This is a genomic window from Micromonospora sp. NPDC050784, from assembly GCF_044456765.1.
GTDB classification, from domain to species: domain Bacteria; phylum Actinomycetota; class Actinomycetes; order Mycobacteriales; family Micromonosporaceae; genus Micromonospora; species Micromonospora foliorum.
Genome location: NZ_JBITGG010000010.1, coordinates 82,341 through 98,360, shown reverse-complemented (window position 1 = coordinate 98,360; position 16,020 = coordinate 82,341). Strand labels below are relative to the sequence as shown.

The following is a 16,020-nucleotide window of genomic DNA, read 5'->3' as shown; positions in this document are numbered from 1 at the left end:
AGCGATCGAGGTGAGGTCATGACCGGCACGACACTCGACGACTACACCGACCGGTACGCCCGGCGGGTACGCGGGATGACCGCCTCCGAGATCCGAGCATTGTTCGCGGTGGCCAGTCGTCCGGAGGTCGTCTCGCTCGCCGGTGGCGCACCGTACATCGCCGCGCTTCCGCTGGACGCGGTCGGCGAGATGCTCGGCCGGCTCGGTTCCGAGCACGGCGTGACCACCCTCCAGTACGGCATCGGCCAGGGCACCCTCGAGCTGCGCGAGCGGATCTGCGAGGTGATGTCGCTCTCCGGGATCGACGCCGCGTGCGGGGCCTCCCCGGAGGACGTCGTGGTCACCGTGGGCGGGCAGCAGGCCCTGGACCTGGTGGCTCGACTCTTCCTCGACCCGGGTGACGTGGTGCTCGCCGAGGGGCCGACGTACGTCGGTGCGCTCGGCGTGTTTCAGGCCGCCCAGGCGCAGGTCGTCCACGTACCGATGGATGCGGACGGGCTGATCCCGGAGGCGCTGGAGACGGCCATCGCCGACCTGGCCCGCGCGGGCCGACGGGTCAAGTTCCTCTACACGATCCCCACCTACCAGAACCCGACCGGCGTGACGCTCAGCGAGGAGCGCCGGGAGCGGGTGCTCGACATCTGCGAGCGCGCCGGCCTGCTGGTCGTCGAGGACGACCCGTACGGTCAGCTGGGTTTCGAGGGTGAGGCCCCGGCCCCCTTGCGGGCCCGCCGCCGCGATGGCGTCTTCTACCTCAGCACGTTCTCCAAGACCTTCGCCCCCGGGCTGCGGGTCGGCTGGATCCTGGCGCCGCACGCGGTCCGCGACAAACTGGTCATCGCCAGCGAGGCGCAGATCCTCTGCCCCAGCGGTTTCGCCCAGGCCGCGGTGGCCACCTATCTGAGCACCATGCCCTGGCGGCAGCAGCTCAAGGTCTATCGCGAGGTCTACCGGGAACGCCGGGACGCCCTGCTCGACGCGATGGCCGACCTGATGCCCGAGGGCACCAGCTGGACCACCCCGGCCGGCGGTCTCTTCGTGTGGGCCAGCCTGCCCGACGGGCTCGACTCGAAGGCCATGATGCCGCGAGCGGTCGCCGCCCGGGTCGCCTACGTTCCCGGCACCGGCTTCTACGCCGATGGCACCGGCACCGACGCCATGCGGCTCAACTTCAGCTTCCCGCCGCCGGAGCGGATCCGCGAGGGCGTCCGCCGGCTGGCCGGGGTCATGGAGCAGGAGATCGCCATGCGCCGGGTCTTCGGCGCCGTGGGTGGCGCCGCCGGCCGACGCGGCCGGGCCGGCTCCGACGTGCCCGGGCCCGACTTGGCATGATGCCGGCATGGGTACGACCGCCGAGCACCTCCTCGTGACCAATTCCGCCATCTCGGCCGACCTGCGCGTCGTGGTGCTCGCCGGTGGGCTCTCCTACGAACGGGATGTGTCGCTGCGCTCCGGTCGTCGGGTGCTCGACGCGCTGCGCGCCGTCGGGGTGGAGGCCGAACTGCGAGACGCGGACGTGGCCCTGCTGCCGGCGCTCGCGGCCGACCCACCGGACGCGGTGGTGATCGCACTGCACGGCGCGACCGGCGAGGACGGCTCACTGCGCGGGGTGCTGGATCTGTGCGACATCCCGTACGTCGGCTGCGACGCTCGGGCCTCCCGGGTCGCCTGGGACAAGCCCTCGGCCAAGGCGGTGCTCCGCGAGGCCGGCATCCCCACCCCGGACTGGGTGGCGCTCCCGCACGACCGTTTCTCCGAACTCGGCGCGGTCGCCGTCCTGGACCGGATCGTCGACCGGCTGGGCGTACCCCTGATGGTCAAGCCGGCGCAGGGCGGCTCCGGGCTGGGCGGCGCGGTGGTCCGGGACGCCGCCGCGCTGCCCGCCGCGATGGTCGGCTGCTTCGCGTACTACTCCACGGCGCTGGTGGAGCGGTACGTGCCGGGGATGGATGTGGCGGTCTCCGTCGTCGACCTCGGCGACGGCCCGCAGGCGCTACCGCCGGTGGAGATCGTGCCGCGCAACGGCGTGTACGACTACGCCGCCCGCTACACCGCGGGGCGGACCACCTGGCACGCCCCCGCCCGGCTGGACCCCGAGGTGGCTGCCACGGTCGCTGACGTGGCCCTCGCCGCGCACACCGCGCTCGGTCTACGGGATCTCTCCCGCGTCGACGTGATCGTGGACGCGGCCGGCCAGCCGCACGTGCTGGAGGTCAACGTCTCGCCGGGCATGACGGAGACGTCACTGCTTCCGCTCGCCGTACAGGCGGCCGGACTGGACTTCGGCCGACTCCTCGGCACCCTGGTCGCCCGAGCAGCGGCCCGCCTCACCACTCACTGACCTACCCGGCAACCCGCTCGGTCGAGCGCACCCGCCCCCCCGGGTCGACCATGAGGTTGGCCGGTCGGGGCCAACCTCATGGTCGGTTCCAGATCAGTGGCTCGCGCGTACGTCGGGTGCGTCGTTGCCGTTGGTGCGCGCGGCTGCGCCCGGAGCGCCGGTGCCCGTGACGCCGTCCTCGGGGACGGTCTTCGTGACGGTCTCCCCGGCGGTGTACTCGTTGGCGGGGTTGTACGCGGCCGGGTTGGCGGGACCCGCGACAGCCTTGTCGGCGGTGCGGATCGCCGGGCCGCCGTGGGACCCGTCGGTAGGCGTCCCCGCCGGGTCGACGTGGGACCCGTCGGTGGGGACCTTCGCCGGGCCAGCCTGGGGTCCGTCGCCGGGCGCCTCCGCCGGGCCAAGGTGGGGTCCCTCGGCGCTCGTGCCCACCCTGGCGGCGATGCCGGACGCTGTGCGGCCGGGTGCTGCGGCGGTGGAGGCCGGGGTGCCGGACGCCGGGGTGCCGGACGCCGGGGTGCCGGACAGGGCGGTGGCGGATGGCGTCTGAGCGGGCTCGGTCGCCGGTCCGGTGACCGTGGCCGTCCGAGCGGGTTCAGCCGTTTGGTCGGTGACCGTGGTCGCCGTCGAGCCGGCAGCGGCGTCCGGGTCCGGGGCTGGTTCGGCCGGGAGCGCGGTGTCGGCGTGGGTCGGACCGGGAGTGGAGTCGAGCGCCGGCTCCGGGATCTCCTCTGCCGCCTCGATGACCGAGACCGCCTCCACCCCGGCTGCTGCCGCTGAGGCAGCCTCCGCTGCGGCGGCGGCATCCGCGGCAGCGGATTGGGCCAGCAGACTGGACGGCGCCTGCCACTGGATGCGGGGCGGCTCGGCGAGCGGGCGGCCACCGAACTCGGCGAGCCAGGCAGCGACCAGTGCCAGATTTTCCCGCCACTGCGCCTCGGAGATCGGCGGCAGGATCGAATCCCACAGGGACAGGAACGTGCCCCGCAACTGAAGACGCCCGTACGGACGGGCGAGGAACCACATGTGCAGATGAGCCGAGCCGTCGCCCCAGCGGTTGACGTGCACCCGCGCCACGCCGTCGAGCGACCGGATGGCTCGCTCCAGGCGTACGGTCATCACCCCCAGCTCGGCGGCCAGCAGGTTCGGCAGGTCGCCGAGGTCGAGGTGAGTCCGCGATTCCAGGATGAGCACCATGGGCAGGCCGGTGGGCCGGTCCATGGCACGGACCCGCCACCGCTCGCCCACCCAGATGTAGGCGTCGTCGGGTGCGTTGCAGGCGGTGCATTCCCGGAGACCCTCGCCCTTCCGGGGCGGTTCGACCGGGACCGGATCATCGAGTTGCTTCACGTGGAGGTCGCCCTCGAAGGGAAATGACGGCCACTGGGTGAAGTCCGGGACTGAGGGAGGGGTGTCGTGCACGACGCTGACCCTAACCGAGTCTGGCACCGCTGTCCCTACCTGTTTGAGCGGTCGCGGGCTACCGGATCGGTGCACGTCGTCGACCGAGCCGGCGCGGTCGCGCGGGCAGCGAGAGGCGATATCCACAGGCTGCCGAGATCCTGAACACAGGCCGTCATCCACAGGCTCACACCCGCTCCCACGCGCTGTTTCACGTGAAACGGGGGGTGCCTGTGGACAACCGGTGTGGATAACTTTTCGGCCGGTCGGTCGTTGTCCGCGAGCCGCCAAATCGGTGGGGTCGATGGCCCCGGGGACGGAATTGGACGGGCGCACTCCGATCGACACCGCCTGCCGCCGCCGACGCGTTGCCCCGCCGCCGATGACCGCCCGCTAACTCGTTTTGCACTCGTCGGCGGACGACCGCCTCGCTCGTACGCGGACCCGCGTCGGCCCGACCCCCGGCCCGTGCGCCCGGACGCCTGGATTGGACCTCTGGACGCCGGATGCTGTGGACGGGATGGGTAGTTCGAGCTGGAGCGCCGGCGTCGAGCGCCTGAGAGCCAGGGCGACTCTGCTTGTACCGTCACTTCGACTCCAGAGTTCGATCGGTCCGACCGAGCCGCTATCGCGGTTTCACGTGAAACGGCGCAGGGCGGCGAGCCCGGGCCGGCGATTCGTCGACTCGGCTAACCCGCCGCCAAGGTCGAGGCGAGGGACGCTCCGACCAGACTGACCGCGACCGAGAGCCTCGGCCCACCCGAGGGTGACGGCGAAGGCGTCGTTACACGCCACTCAGTGGCTCGCTGACGCTTCGGGCCGTGCAGGGGGTGGTTGCGGTCGAGTGGACCATCCCGGAGTCTTCTGCGAGGCGTCTAGCGGATCCGCTCGCCACCCGCACCCGCCCCGGCGCCCGCTGCGCGTCGCCCGCCACCCCGTCCGCCAACACGTCCGCGACCGTGGTTGGCCGGGCGTACGTCGTCGCCGCTGCAGCGCACGGCGGCGGGTTACCGGAAGTGCAGCGCCCTCGACCCGTCGGACGGGGCGCCGGTGGATTCGGTGCCGCGGTAGGGGGGTGTCGGCCCAGGCGTGCCAGCCGGAGGCCACCAGGCACTCGCCACCTCCGCGCTCGCCGCCCATCACCACACCCATCACCGGCCACGCCGTCGCCACACGCCGCCACGTCCGCCGCCTGCCGCAGCCGGGTCCGTCCGCCGCCCTCGCTACCGCCTTCGCCACCGCCGCGTCGGTCCGCCGCCTGTCGCCGTCGCCGCGTCCGCCGCCTGTCGCCGCAGCCGCGTCCGCCGCCTGTCGCCGCAGCCGGGTCCGTCCGCCGCCCTCGCTACCGCCCTCGCCACCGCCGCGTCCGTCCACCGCATGCCGCCGCCGCATGCCGCCGCCGCATGCCGCCGCCGCATGCCGTCGATCGCCCATCGCCGCCGGCTGCGGCTGCGGCTTGTGCTTCGCAACCTGCGGGACAGCGCGACCCCATCCGCCCACCACACCGCCCACTCATCCTGGGGTCAAAGCGGGACGCCGGGTTGGCTGGGCAAGCCCAGAACGTCGACGGTCCGCAGGGAAGGCCGATCCCCGCATCAGGCCGACCGCTGTTTCACGTGAAACGCGACGACCCGGGATGCGGAACGGCCGCGCTCCCGGTGGGTAGCGCGGCCGTCGGCGAGAGGGCGGGCTCAGTCCTCGCCGCTCTCCTCCTGCTGCACGCCGATGATCCCGACGATCCGCTCAAGGTCGTCCACCGTTGCGAACTCGATCGTGATCTTGCCCTTGCTCCGGCCGATGTCCACCTTCACCCGGGTGTCGAACCGGTCGGACAGCCGATCGGCGAGATCGGTCAGGGCCGGAGCGTGCGCCTTCGGGCGGCGCTTCGCGGCCTGACCCTTCGCCGGCCCGTCGTTCAGTGCCAGGGCCACGATCTCCTCGGTCGCCCGAACCGACAGGCCCTCGGCCACGATCCGCAGGGCCAGCTGTTCCTGTGCCTCCGCCTCGTCGAGGCTCAGCAGAGCGCGGGCGTGCCCCGCGGACAGGATGCCGGCGGCGACTCGCCGCTGCACCTGTGCGGGCAGGTTCAGCAGTCGGATGGTGTTGGAGATCTGCGGGCGACTCCGGCCGATCCGGCGGGCCAACTCCTCGTGGGTGGCCCCGAACTCCTCCAGCAGTTGCTGGTAGGCGGCGGCCTCTTCCAGCGGGTTCAGGTTGGCCCGGTGGATGTTCTCCAGCAGGGCGTCGCGGAGCATGGCGTCGTCCCGGGTGTCCCGGACGATCGCCGGGATGCTCTCCCGCCCCACCGCCTGGGCGGCCCGCCAGCGCCGCTCGCCCATCACCAGTTCGTACTTCTCGTCGTCGAGCTGCCGAACGACGATGGGCTGGAGGAAGCCGACCTCCTGGATCGAGGTCTTCAGCTCCTCCAGTGCCTCCTCGTCGAAGACCTGACGGGGCTGCTTCGGGTTGGGCATGATCGCGTCGACCGGGATCTCGGCGAATCGAGCACCGGGCACCGGGCTGAGCACCGGCTCCGGCTCGTGGGCCGGCGCCCCGGCAGGCACCGTGGCGACGGCGAGGCTGCCCGCCTCTTCCATGTACTCGTTCTCCGGCTCGGCCGTCGCGGTGCCAGCGGCACCCGGCGCCGGCCCGGTCGGGATCAGCGCCCCCAGGCCCCTACCCAGGCCGCCCCGAGGACGGTTCTTCATGCCACGCCTCCCAGCGACTCGTCCGCACTACGCATTCCGGCCCACCGGCTCCTTGACGCCCCGCTCGGCGATTTCCTGGGCGGCCTCGAAGTAACTCGTGGCGCCCCGCGAACCGGGATCGTAGGTCATCACCGACTGGCCGTAGCTCGGCGCCTCGGAGACCCGGACGTTGCGGGGGATGACCGCCTGGAGAACCTTGTCGCCGAAGTGGTTCCGGACGTCCTGCTCGACGGCGTCGGCCAACCGGGTGCGACGGTCGTACATGGTCAGCAGGATGGTGGAGACATCGAGCTTCGGGTTGAGGTGCTGGCGTACCAGGTTGATGTTGTTGATCAGCTGGTTGAGCCCTTCCAGCGCGTAGTACTCGCACTGGATCGGGATCAGCACCTCCTGCGCGGCAACCAGAGCGTTGACCGTGAGCAGACCGAGCGAGGGCGGGCAGTCGATGAAGACGTAGTCGAACTCGCCCGGGTACGCGGCGATCGCCCGGTCCAGGCGCGACTCCCGTGCCACCACCGACACCAGCTCGATCTCCGCGCCGGCCAGGTCGATGGTCGCGGGTACGCACCAGAGGTTGGGGATGCCCTCGACCGCCTGTGCCACCTCGGCCAGCGGCACGCTGTTGATCAGGCAGTCGTACACGTCGGGGATTCCGGTGTGGTGTGGGACGTTGAGCCCGGTCGAGGCGTTGCCCTGCGGGTCGAGGTCGACCACGAGCACCCGGTTGCCGTGCAGGGCGAGCGCCACCGCAAGGTTGACGGTGGTGGTGGTCTTACCCACGCCGCCCTTCTGGTTGGCGACGCACATGACCCGGGTCCGGTCCGGCCGAGGCATGGTCACCTCGCCACTGGGATTCAGGATCTGCACGGCGCGCATCGCCTCCATAGCCAACGGTGGGTCATCCTCTTCGCGCGTCGGGGTTTCACGTGAAACGTACGTGGGGTCGGCCGCCACGGCAGCCAACGACTCGGTCGAAGCGACCGGTGCGTCGGCGACCACCGGCGCGGCGTCCCGAACGACGGCCGCGGTGGGTTGGTGCGGGACGGCCGCCTCGAAGCGAACCGCCGCGGCGGTGTTGCGGCGACCCGAGGTCGACCGCACCTCGGCGGCGTTTACCGGTCGGCCCGACGCCTCCGGCGTCCGGCGAACACTCGCCGGGTCCGGAATGGCCGAGCCCTCTGGCCGCACCGAGCCCGACGGGGGGTCGAGCGCTGCTGGCGGATCGCTGTCGGTAGGTCGGGTCGGTGACCCGGTCGCGCCGGGCGACCAGCTCGGGTAGTCGGTTTCACGTGAAACGGGATCGCTGGTCGACCCGGTCACGCGTGGATCGTCGTACCTGCCGTCGTCATGCACCTGTCATCCCTGCCCGCTTCGGATGGTCGGTCCGCGCCCCGGTCAACTTGGCCGCATCCACGCCCGCATCCCGGAGCGTACGGCCCACGGGAGCGGTCGGAGACCCGCGACGTCCGTCACCCGCTCCACACTATCGACGCGCGGTCAGCCTACGGCGGACGGGCGCGGCCGGTCCACGTCGGGTTCTCATCCCCTCGTCCATCCGTACCGGTACAACGAGGCAACCCACCGGCCGGAAGCCCGATGGCGCGAAGTGTCACCCTCGACGGGCGCGTCCACCCCGGGCGCGTTTCTTGGCCGCCGGGCGGGCAGGGCCCACCATCCGCTCGCGGACGATCTCCACGACCGTGGTGGGCGGATCGATCACCCCGACGCCGCAGAGCTGCACGGTCGGCTCCCCGCCGCCGAGTCGCGCCACCACCTCGGCGTGCTCCTCGATCTCGGCCGCGGCGGACGAGCCCTTGAGCGCCAGCAGCCGACCACCGCGAACCGCCAGGGGAAGGCTCCAGCCCGCGAGCCGATCCAGGGGCGCGACCGCGCGCGCGGTCACCACGTCTCCACTGATCGGATCCCGGCCGCTCGAACCGCTGGCGGCCTCGTCGGCCCGGCCGCGGAACACCCGTACCGACTTGGCCAGGCCGAGTCGCTCGACGACCTCGATCAGGAACGAGGTCCGTCGGGCGAGTGGCTCGATCAGGGTGACCGTGAGGTCGGGGCGGGCGATGGCCAGGACGAGACCCGGCAGGCCGGCGCCGGATCCCACGTCGAGCACCGTCGCGCCGGACGGGATCCGCTCGGCGACCGCTGCGCAGTTGAGCAGGTGCCGGTCCCAGATGCGGGGGGCCTCCCGGGGGCCGATCAGGCCGCGGATCACCCCGTCGGTGGCCAGCAGTTCGGCGTACGCGGCGGCCAGGTCGAGACGGTCGCCGAAGAGCGTCAGCGCGGCCGGAGCCAGCTCGGGCGGCAGCGCCGCGTCGGCCGGTGACGGGGCGGTCTCTCGCCCGGTCGGTTCGGCGTCGGCGGTGGCGGGGCGGACAGCGGACGGCCCGGGCGGCGTGCCGCCCGGGCCGGACACGGCGTCGGCCGTGATGTCGTCGTGGGTCACCCGGTCAGTCCGCCGGCCGTACGACGATGCGCCGGTTCGGCTCCACACCCTCGGACTCGCTCGCCACGCCGGACATGGCGTTGACGACGTCGTGCACGCACTTGCGCTCGAACGCGGACATCGCCTCCAGGCGGACCGGCTCGCCGTACTCCTTGACCTTCTCGACGGCGTTCTTGGCGACCGCGGCGAGTTCCTTGCGGCGGTTCGCGCGGTAGCCACCGACGTCGAGGAGCAGACGGCTCGGCGTACCGGTCTGCCGGAAGACGGCAAGGCGGGTCAGCTCCTGGAGCGCCTCCAGGGTGGCCCCGCGCTGACCGACCAGATTCTGCAGCCGCTCGCCGACCACCTCGACCATCGGACGGCCGGCGGCGACCAACTCGTCGATGTCGCCGTCGTAGTCGAGGATGTCGAGCAGGCCCTCGACGTAGTCGGCGGCGATCTCGCTCTGCCGGAACAGGTCGCCCTCGCCCACAGCCTTCTTCACCCGGGTGCCAGCGGCGGTGTCGGTGTCGTCGTCCGCCTCGGTGTCATCGGCTTCGGTGTCGTCGCCGTCCACCGCGAGCGTGGCGGTCTCCTCCTCGTCCAGGGACTGCTCGGCGCGGGGGATGCTGGTCTCGGTCACGGTCTCATCTCCGTACTCGCTCGGCCGGACCGTCGGGTCCGACTGGTTTCCCGGGGCCGGCGGGAGGTCGCCGGTGCCCACGGGCACGTCTGTACGGGCAGTGTCGCCCGTGGCCGCGCGGTGCGCGGTCGGTTCCACCCGGCGCCGGCCGTACGGCGGCTGCGCGGTGCGGAACGGGCCGCCGCCGGTGATCCGACGGCGGCCCTCGCAGGTCAGCCCTGCCGCTTGGCGGGGCGGCTCTTCTTCGGGTTGTTCACCGGCTTGGCGCCCGGCTTCGGCCCGGCCACCTTGGGGGCGGTCGCCTTGACCGGCGCCGGCGGGGCCGTCTTGCCGCGACCGAACAGGCCACCGGACTTGGCGGGCTGGACCGGGTTGCGGGCGGCGGCGGGAGCGACGGCCTTCTTGGCGGTCACCGGCGGCGGGAACTTCCGCAGCACCCACTGCTGCTGGCCGAGGGTGAAGAGGTTGTTGGTGACCCAGTAGATGATGACGCCGATCGGGAAGATCGCGCCGGAGATCAGCAGCGAGGCGGGGATGCCGTAGAGCATCAGTCGCTGGATCATCCGCTGCTGCGGGTCCTCGGCCCAGCCGGTCTTGAGGATCATCTGACGGCTGGTCAGGTAGGTGGTCGCGATCATGACCAGGACCAGGATGCCGGCGATGATCTTCGTGGTGTTGCCGTTGGCGTTCAGCCGCGCCAGCTCGTCGGCGGTGGAGCCGAACTTGCCGGCGAGCGGGGCCGTGAAGAGCTTGGCGTGCGAGGCACTGTTGAACTGGTCGACGGTCCAGCCGTAGATCGTCTTCTTGTCTTCGCCCTTGAACGGGTCAAGCCGGCGCAGCACGTGGAAGAGGCCCAGGAAGACCGGGATCTGAAGGAACATCGGAAGGCAACCCATCAGCGGGTTGGCCTTCTCCTTCTTGTAGAGCTCCATCATTTCTTTCTGGAGCGTCTCCCGGTCACCCTTGTGCTTCTCCTGAAGCTCCTTGACCTTGGGCTGGAGCGCCTGCATCGCCCGCTGCGACTTGATCTGCTTGACGAAGACCGGGAACAGGATCACCCGGACGGTGACCACCAGGAAGATGATGGACAGGATCCAGGCGAAGTTGGTGCCGATCACCGCGCCGACGGGCACCCCGATGGCGTCCCAGGCAGAGTGCCAGGTCAGCAGGATCCACGAAATCGCGTAGTAGATCCAGTCGAGACTCAGACTCAATTCGGGGCTCCAGTCACATCAGCACGGCGGCGGCCGCCCGGCTCCGGCACCGGGTCATATCCACCAGGGTGAAAGGGGTGGCAGCGCAACAACCGCCGGACCGCCAGCACGGCTCCCCGGAGCGCGCCGTGCCGAACGACCGCCTCCTGGGCGTACGCACTGCACGACGGGTAGAACCGACAGCGAGCCGGCAGTGCCGGACTTATCCACCGACGGTACGCGATGATGGGCGCGATCAGCACCTTGGCACCGGTTGTCGAGGGGCGGGGGCTGCTCTGCTCGGTGCCGCTCATCGGGACCGCCGCTCGCGGGGGGATCTGGCGACCGCGATGGCGGCGTCCAGGTCGGTGGCGAGCCGAGGGTACGACGCCTGCGCCGCGGCCGGGAGCGCCCGGACTACCAGGGTGCTGCCGGCGGGCAGGGCGGTCAGCCGTTCCCGGACCAGTGCCCGCAGTCGGCGCCGGACCCGGTTACGGGTCACCGCGTTGCCGACCGCCTTGGACACGACGAAGCCGGCACGGGACGGCACGGACGACTGCTCCGCACTGTTGTCCCGTACCGGCTCCGGCGAGGTCGGTGTGCTGGGGTCGGCGGTCACCGGCATGGCCAGGTGGACCACGACGGCGCCACGTCCGGCGCGTCGGCCACCGCGAACCGCTGCGGCGAAGTCAGTGCTGCGCCGCAGTCGCTGTGCGGCGGCCAGCACGACTGCCCACGTCCCCTGGACCGGCCCGGTCGGCTCAGGCCGACAGGGTGGTGCGACCCTTGGCGCGACGGCTCGACAGGATGGCACGGCCGGCACGGGTGCGCATGCGCAGCCGGAAGCCGTGGGTCTTCGCGCGCCGGCGGTTGTTCGGCTGGTAGGTGCGCTTGCTCACGTCAGGCTCTCCGTTTTCGTACGCGCCCCGCGCGAAGGGATCGCCGGGGTCGTGTGGTGGTCCAGGCCACCTCGAGGGTGGCCCACGATCGGTGCTGTCCGGCGGAGCGGGACCTCGGCGGTGCGGGGATGCGACCGCGGACAGCAAGCACCCATCACCCTAGCAGAGGGCGAGAAAGCAGCCGTTCCAGCCTACGCAGGGGGGCAATGACCGTCAAACACCCCGAGCAGCGGACAACGGGACGCGCCCGAGGCCGGAGGGCGGTTTTCGCTGATGCCGACAAGGGCGCCGCCGCGTCGCCGGTTGATGGCGCAGGGACAACGCTGTTACCGTGCCCGATTGCGGTGAGCGTCGGAAGCTCCGGTCGTCGCGCAGGCAAGACCGGACACGGCAGTGAATCGTTCGGCACGGTGAACCCGCTTCAGCGCCCGTTCAGGCAGGGGCAGGTCCCACCCGCGTCCGGCGGCGGCCACAATCGGTCGGTACACAGGCTGTGGATAACTTGTGGATGACCACCGGTCGACCGTCCGGGTGGGTGTTGTTCCACCCGCGAACGCGGCGGGCCCGGGACGGCCGGCTGGCAGACAGCGGCGGCCGGGAGCAGAAGCGAGGGGGTGGCACGACGGTGGCCGGTACGACCGACCTTGCCGCAGTGTGGTTAGCGGCGACCGACGAGCTCGCCGACGAGATCATCTCCGCGCAGCAGCGTGCCTATCTCCGACTGACCCGGCTGCGAGCGATCGTCGAGGACACCGCACTGCTCTCCGTTCCGGACGCGTTCACCCGCGACGTGATCGAGTCACGGCTGCGCCCGGCGATCACCGAGGCACTGACCCGCCGGCTCGGCCGGCCGATCCAGGTCGCGGTCACCGTCCGGGTGGCCGAGGACGCTTCCGGCCGACCGGCCGGCACCGTCTACCGCAGCGCCCCGGAGCCCGGCCCGCTCGACATCGACGGTCCGGGCGTCGCACCCTTCGACGACGACCAGGGCTCTCGGCCGTCGGCCGACGCGATGATCCCCGAGCAGTCGCCCGCGCCGCGTGCGACCGATCCCGGTCCGCCGCCCGCACCGGCGGGTCCGCCGCTCGCGCCGCCCGTCGACGGGCACCGCTCGGGGCTGATCCCCGCCAGCAGGGACGGGCAGGAGGCGTTGTTCAGCGCCGCCTTCGCGGAGCCCATGCGCTCGCCTCGACCGGGTCCGGACCGGCGCGGCTACGACGAGCAGGCCGCCCGCCTGGACCCACCCGGCCCGGACACCCGGCCCTACGAGCCCCGCTACCGGGACGACTCCGCGTCGCCGCGCGACCAGCACGTGATCCGTTCGCTCCCTCGGGACAGCGGAACGGACAGCGGCCCGGGTCGCAGCGCGGTGGACCACCGAACAGGTGGCCGCGACGACCGCCGGTTGCCCGGTGCCGACACCGGTGGCAACCGGCTCAACCCGAAGTACATGTTTGAGACGTTCGTCATCGGCTCGTCCAACCGCTTCGCCCACGCGGCGAGCGTCGCGGTGGCGGAGTCGCCGGCCAAGGCGTACAACCCGCTGTTCATCTACGGGCACTCCGGGCTGGGCAAGACGCACCTGTTGCACGCCATCGGGCACTACGCCACGACGCTCGGCAACGCCCGCTCGGTCCGGTACGTCTCGACCGAGGAATTCACCAACGACTTCATCAACTCGCTCCGGGACGACAAGACCAGCGCGTTCCAGCGGCGCTACCGCGACGTTGACATCCTGTTGATCGACGACATCCAGTTCCTGGAGAACCGCGAGCGCACCCAGGAGGAGTTCTTCCACACCTTCAACACGCTGCACAACGCCAACAAGCAGATCGTGATCACCTCGGACCGGTCGCCGCGCCAGCTCGCCACCCTGGAGGACCGGATGCGAACCCGGTTCGAGTGGGGGCTGCTGGCCGACATCCAGCCACCGGATCTGGAGACCCGGATCGCGATCCTGCAGAAGAAGGCGGCGCAGGAGCGGATGTACGCCCCGCCGGACGTGTTGGAGTTCATCGCCTCCCGGGTGTCGAACTCGATCCGGGAGCTGGAGGGCGCCCTGATCCGGGTGACCGCCTTCGCCAGCCTGACCCGGTCGACGGTCGAGCTGTCGCTGGCCGAGGAGGTGCTTCGGGACTTCATGCCCGACGGCGCCGGTCCGGAGATCAACGCCGACCAGATCATGGCGTCGACCGCGGACTACTTCGGGGTGAGCCTGGAGGACCTGCGCGGCCAGTCCAGGTCCCGGGTGCTGGTCAACGCCCGCCAGGTGGCCATGTACCTGTGTCGGGAGTTGACCGAGCTGTCGCTGCCCCGGATCGGGCAGGCGTTCGGCGGCCGGGACCACACCACTGTGATGCACGCCGACCGCAAGATTCGTCAGCAGATGGCGGAGCGCCGCTCGCTGTACAACCAGATCGCCGAGCTGACCAACCGGATCAAGCAGAACAGCTGAGGCGTACGACCGCCGTACGGCGGCGCACAGCCCGGGACACGCCCGGCCGGATCTCCGGTCGGGCGTTGTTTTTGGTCCGCCAGCTGGACTCTCGACATGGTGGAGACCACAGCATCGAGGCCGTGACCGCCTCGCCTTCCACTCGTTGTCCACAGCTCGTTATCCACCGTCGGTGGATAACTACGGTCCGTCCTCCGCCAGTTACCCACAGGCTGTGGAGAAACCCTGTGTACGAAGCTGTGGACGCCTGGGGACGACGGTCGGGTTATCCACCGATCATCATCAACCTGTGTACGGGCTGTTGAAGGTTCTGGGGACGACGGCAATGGTGATCTTCCCCGCGATCCACAGGCTTGGGGAGAAAGTCGGTGGATTACCGGTGGACAACCGGTGGACAACGGTGGACAACCGGCCGGCGTCGCCGGGCTGTGGACACACAAGCCGGTTGTACCCCCGGTTCTCCACAGCTAAATCACCGGTGGATAACCTGTCTGACCTGCGCAGACCTCGGTTTTCCACAGTTTGCACAGGTGCGATGAAGACGATGAGTTATCTCTTCTAAGAGAACAAAAACCAATCATCACCGTTGGGCTTTCTGTGGATCGGGCCGAACGCTGTCGGATCAGCCGGTCAGCATCGACACGATCCATGGGGTCGGGCGCACAGCCGATACCCCCGCGCCCTAAGGTGCGATGGGTACCCGCACGGTCGGGCGGGACGGTAGGCAGCGGTCGGCATGAGAGAGTTGTCGCTGACGTCGACGCGGAGGCATTGATGAAGTTCCGAGTGGAGCGCGACGCGCTCGCCGAGGCTGTGGCGTGGACCGCGAAGAGCCTGCCCAACCGGCCATCCGTACCGGTGCTCGCCGGGGTGATGCTCCGCGTCACCGACGGCAACCTGCGGGTCTCCGGGTTCGACTACGAGGTCTCCAGCCAGGTGACCGTCGAGGTGCAGGGCGACGCCGACGGCGCCGCGCTCGTCTCCGGCCGCCTGCTCGCCGAGATCACCAAGGCGTTGCCGGCCAAGCCGGTCGACATCGCCGCGGTCGGCGCGCACCTGGAGCTGGTCTGTGGCAGCGCCCGGTTCACCCTGCCCACCATGCCGGTGGAGGATTACCCCGCGCTGCCCGAGATGCCGCAGAGCGCCGGCACGGTCGACGCCGCCGCGTTCGCCACCGCGGTGTCCCAGGTGGCGATCGCTGCCGGTCGCGACGAGACGCTGCCGATGATGACCGGTGTCCGCGTCGAGCTGTCCGGCAACACGCTGTCGATGCTCGCCACCGACCGTTACCGGTTGGCGCTGCGCGAGATCCAGTGGCGGCCGGACGACCCCGACGTGAGCATCAACGCCCTGGTGCCCGCCCGCACCCTGAACGACACCGCCAAGGCCCTCGGGCCGCTGGGCGGCGAGGTCACCCTCGCCCTCGCCCAGGGCGCCGCGGGCGAGGGCATGGTCGGCCTCGCGGGTGGCACCCGACGCACCACCAGCCGGCTGCTCGACGGCGCCAACTACCCGCCGGTGCGGTCGCTCTTCCCGGCCACGCACAACGCCGCGGCCCGGGTGCCGGTCAGCACGCTGATCGAGGTGGTCAAGCGGGTCGCGCTGGTCGCCGAACGGACGACGCCGGTGCTGCTCAGCTTCAGCGCAGACGGCCTGGTGGTCGAGGCCGGCGGTTCCGAGGAGGCCCGGGCCAGCGAGGCGATGGAGGCCACCTTCACCGGTGACCCGCTGACCATCGGCTTCAACCCGCAGTACCTCATCGACGGTCTGGCAAACCTGGGCGCCCAGACGGCCGTGCTCTCCTTCGTCGACGCCTTCAAGCCCGCGGTGATCTCTCCCGCTGGCGAGGATGGCGAGGTCATTCCGGGGTACCGGTACCTCATCATGCCGATCCGCGTCTCGCGCTGATCGCGCCCAGCAACACCCAGATCCACGGAGGTAGAAAC

12 protein-coding genes and 1 pseudogene are annotated in these 16,020 nt (G+C 71.0%); 4 read left to right on the top strand and 9 right to left on the bottom strand.

The features are described 5' to 3' along the window. The first annotated feature begins 18 nt into the window (after window positions 1-18). A complete protein-coding gene (locus tag ACIBD9_RS15835; protein WP_238681542.1) occupies window positions 19-1,332 on the top strand; it encodes a PLP-dependent aminotransferase family protein in 1,314 nt (437 codons plus the stop codon). Between the two features lie 7 nt (window positions 1,333-1,339). After that, the gene (locus ACIBD9_RS15830) at window positions 1,340-2,341 is read left to right on the top strand and encodes a D-alanine--D-alanine ligase (RefSeq protein WP_396718170.1); all 1,002 of its coding nucleotides are present in this window, start codon (window positions 1,340-1,342) and stop codon (window positions 2,339-2,341) included. A gap of 824 nt (window positions 2,342-3,165) precedes the next feature. On the opposite strand, the pseudogene ACIBD9_RS15825 reads toward ACIBD9_RS15830, so the two are convergent. The 9 genes and pseudogenes from ACIBD9_RS15825 to rpmH form a co-directional block, all read right to left on the bottom strand. Further along, window positions 3,166-3,535 (bottom strand): annotated as a pseudogene (locus ACIBD9_RS15825) (hypothetical protein); the annotation flags it as partial. A gap of 1,895 nt (window positions 3,536-5,430) precedes the next feature. After that, the gene (locus ACIBD9_RS15820; protein WP_396718167.1) at window positions 5,431-6,447 is read right to left on the bottom strand and encodes a ParB/RepB/Spo0J family partition protein; all 1,017 of its coding nucleotides are present in this window, start codon (window positions 6,445-6,447) and stop codon (window positions 5,431-5,433) included. A 27-nt stretch (window positions 6,448-6,474) separates the two neighbouring features. Then, window positions 6,475-7,800, bottom strand: a complete 1,326-nt coding sequence (locus tag ACIBD9_RS15815) for an AAA family ATPase (RefSeq protein ID WP_396718164.1) — start codon at window positions 7,798-7,800, stop codon at window positions 6,475-6,477. A gap of 256 nt (window positions 7,801-8,056) precedes the next feature. Next, complete coding sequence (gene rsmG / locus ACIBD9_RS15810) at window positions 8,057-8,905, bottom strand: 16S rRNA (guanine(527)-N(7))-methyltransferase RsmG (RefSeq protein ID WP_396718162.1); 849 nt, start codon at window positions 8,903-8,905, stop codon at window positions 8,057-8,059. A gap of 4 nt (window positions 8,906-8,909) precedes the next feature. Next, a complete protein-coding gene (locus ACIBD9_RS15805; RefSeq protein ID WP_091397533.1) occupies window positions 8,910-9,527 on the bottom strand; it encodes a R3H domain-containing nucleic acid-binding protein in 618 nt (205 codons plus the stop codon). A 212-nt stretch (window positions 9,528-9,739) separates the two neighbouring features. Continuing rightward, on the bottom strand, window positions 9,740-10,735 hold the full coding sequence (yidC, locus tag ACIBD9_RS15800; RefSeq protein ID WP_396718446.1) for a membrane protein insertase YidC: 996 nt from the start codon (window positions 10,733-10,735) through the stop codon (window positions 9,740-9,742). A 2-nt stretch (window positions 10,736-10,737) separates the two neighbouring features. Further along, window positions 10,738-11,034, bottom strand: coding sequence for a membrane protein insertion efficiency factor YidD (gene yidD / locus ACIBD9_RS15795; protein ID WP_396718160.1), 297 nt, complete (start codon window positions 11,032-11,034; stop codon window positions 10,738-10,740). Next, window positions 11,031-11,447 carry a ribonuclease P protein component gene (gene rnpA, locus ACIBD9_RS15790; protein WP_387175246.1) on the bottom strand — a complete coding sequence of 139 codons (417 nt, stop codon included), beginning with the start codon at window positions 11,445-11,447 and terminating at the stop codon, window positions 11,031-11,033. The genes yidD and rnpA overlap by 4 nt, the downstream gene beginning before the upstream one ends. Window positions 11,448-11,481: 34 nt before the next feature. Further along, window positions 11,482-11,619: a 50S ribosomal protein L34 gene (gene rpmH, locus ACIBD9_RS15785; protein ID WP_007453904.1), complete on the bottom strand. Its 138-nt coding sequence runs from the start codon at window positions 11,617-11,619 to the stop codon at window positions 11,482-11,484. Window positions 11,620-12,127: 508 nt separating this feature from the next. Between rpmH and dnaA the strand changes: the two genes are divergently transcribed. Further along, a complete protein-coding gene (gene dnaA / locus ACIBD9_RS15780; RefSeq protein WP_396718157.1) occupies window positions 12,128-14,074 on the top strand; it encodes a chromosomal replication initiator protein DnaA in 1,947 nt (648 codons plus the stop codon). 774 nt (window positions 14,075-14,848) lie between these two features. After that, entirely contained in the window at window positions 14,849-15,982 is a 1,134-nt protein-coding gene (gene dnaN, locus ACIBD9_RS15775; RefSeq protein ID WP_124774224.1) for a DNA polymerase III subunit beta, read from the top strand. Window positions 15,983-16,020 lie beyond the last annotated feature (38 nt).

What these genes read in the sequence shown, in the direction of transcription:
- yidD (WP_396718160.1), bottom strand. Translation starts at nt 11,034, where the DNA reads ATGAGCGGCACCGAGCAGAGCAGCCCCCGCCCCTCGACAACCGGTGCC.
- ACIBD9_RS15835 (WP_238681542.1), top strand. Translation starts at nt 19, where the DNA reads ATGACCGGCACGACACTCGACGACTACACCGACCGGTACGCCCGGCGG.
- ACIBD9_RS15820 (WP_396718167.1), bottom strand. Translation starts at nt 6,447, where the DNA reads ATGAAGAACCGTCCTCGGGGCGGCCTGGGTAGGGGCCTGGGGGCGCTG.
- ACIBD9_RS15830 (WP_396718170.1), top strand. Translation starts at nt 1,340, where the DNA reads ATGGGTACGACCGCCGAGCACCTCCTCGTGACCAATTCCGCCATCTCG.
- dnaA (WP_396718157.1), top strand. Translation starts at nt 12,128, where the DNA reads ATGACCACCGGTCGACCGTCCGGGTGGGTGTTGTTCCACCCGCGAACG.
- dnaN (WP_124774224.1), top strand. Translation starts at nt 14,849, where the DNA reads ATGAAGTTCCGAGTGGAGCGCGACGCGCTCGCCGAGGCTGTGGCGTGG.